This window comes from Nocardia sp. NPDC004722 (assembly GCF_053601505.1).
Genome location: NZ_JBSGBY010000978.1, coordinates 1 through 1,946, shown reverse-complemented (window position 1 = coordinate 1,946; position 1,946 = coordinate 1). Strand labels below are relative to the sequence as shown.

Genomic DNA, 1,946 nt, shown 5'->3' with positions numbered 1-1,946 from the left:
GTTCGCAGGTGACGTCCTGCGCCGGACGCGCGCCGGTGGCGAGGTAGGTGTTCACGATGTCGTTCAGGCATGGGCTCAGGCCGTCCCGGAACGACGCGTGAATCCTGGTGTCCGCCAACGTGACCAGCCGCGATTGCGGCAGATCCGCGTGCAGCGCAAGCCCTTCCTGGTAGGCGGTGCGGGTGTCGTGGACATTGGCCACGATCAGCACGGGCGTGTTGTTGCCGATCTCGGTCGGCGGCTCCACCGGGTCGGGCCAGTACGCGCAGGCGGTGATGTTGTTGGCGAACGCACCGAACACCGGCTGGCTGGCCCGCGCGGCCTCGACATTCTTGTAGTACCAGGCCGGATCCCGCGGCGCGGCCTTGTCACCGCACATGACCGCGGCCATGGCCGAGGCGTCCAGCGGCACCACCGAGAAGATCTTCGACTTGAGCGCGTCCATGTCGATGGGCCCGCCCGCCACACCGCTGGCCACCATGGTGAGCACCTCGGCGAGGTTGGGGTTGAACTGCGGGTTCGGCAGCAGGGCCAGGATCAGCATGGGAATGGTGTGCTCGTCCACCAGGAATCCACTGCCGTAGATCTCATGACCCGCGGAGCGCCGGATCAGATCCTCGACCCAGGCGCGCACCGCCTCGGGGGTCGCGCCGAAGTGGTACAGATCGTCGTGGCGGGCCGCCCATTTCGCCCAGTCGTCCAGGGCGAACTCGTTGATCGGGCCCATGTCCTGGTAGAGGCCGATGTAGTAGCGGGCCGGATCGATCGGACTGTCGAAGACCATCCGGTCGGCGTGGTCGCCGAACATCTGCGAATAGACCGAGCCCAGGTAGGTCCCGTAGGACGCGCCGAAGAAATTCAGTTTGGCCTCGCCGAGCACGCCCCGGATGAGATCCATGTCGCGGGCGGTGTTGCGCGTCGTGATCTGGCGCGCCTTGACCGGGTCGGTGCCGACGCAGGCGGTGGCCAGCCCGGCGGCGACCGTGGTGTCGCGGGCGAAGCCGAACAGGTCGAATCCCGCCGAGAACAGCATGGTGGGAATGGGAATCGTGCAATCGACCTTCTCGGACCGGCCGATGCCGCGCGGGTCCATGCCGATGATGTCGTACTCGGCGCGCACGTCATCGGACAGGTTGGTCAGATAGTTGGCGGGCATGCGCAGGCCCGCGCCGCCCGGACCACCCGGATTGGTCATCAGGATGCCGCGACGCCGCGACGGATCGGTGGCCGCGAAGCGCGAGATGGCGATGGTCAGCGTGCGGCCACCCGGATTGGAATAGTCCAGCGGCACCAGCACACCCGCGCATTGCGCACCGGCCGGATCCAGCACCGGATCGTCGCACGACTTCCAGTCCAGCGTCTGCTGGGTGAAGCGATCCGGCAGTGCCGCGGCATCCGCGCTCGCCGGTCCCGCCGGTAGCGCGGCCGCCGCGGTGAGCAGGGTCGCGCCCAGGACGAGCCGTCGAATCCGCTGAGCGGGCATGCACTCTCCTTCGAGGTCGGAGTTCCCGAGGGGCGACGCTACCCGGATCTGCCGCGAAATACGGTGTCAGCTGGCGGATTTCATCGGACACACGCGAACGCCACGCCCACACGAGACCGTACGGCAAATCTCTAGCGAATGACTCGATAGACTGCGGCGATCCATCCCACCGCTCTGCCGCTGGAGGAAGCATGCCGATCACCCGCGCGTTCACCCGATCCCTGGCCGCGACGCTGGCCGTCGGCGCGCTGGTCAGCATCCCCGCAGCGCACGCCGCACCCCCGGAAACTGGGGTGTCGGCCGAATCGGGTTCGGGCGCGGGCACGCTGATCACGGCCACCGCGCAGCCCGACGGCTGGCACAACCTGTGGGGCGGATCCGCGGTCGTATACTGGACCACGCGATCCAACGGCGAACCGGTGAAAGCCAGTGGCGCACTGTTCGTTCCCGCCGGTCAGCCGCC

At 68.0% G+C, this 1,946-nt stretch carries 1 protein-coding gene and 1 pseudogene; one reads left to right on the top strand and one right to left on the bottom strand.

The genetic code is table 11. The features are described 5' to 3' along the window. Positions 1-1,483: alpha/beta fold hydrolase (locus ACWELQ_RS44810; protein WP_452403042.1), on the bottom strand; the 1,483-nt coding region annotated here is incomplete at its 3' end. Positions 1,484-1,674: 191 nt separating this feature from the next. Here ACWELQ_RS44810 and ACWELQ_RS44805 point away from each other — a divergent pair. Beyond that, positions 1,675-1,946 (top strand): annotated as a pseudogene (locus ACWELQ_RS44805) (alpha/beta hydrolase); the annotation flags it as partial.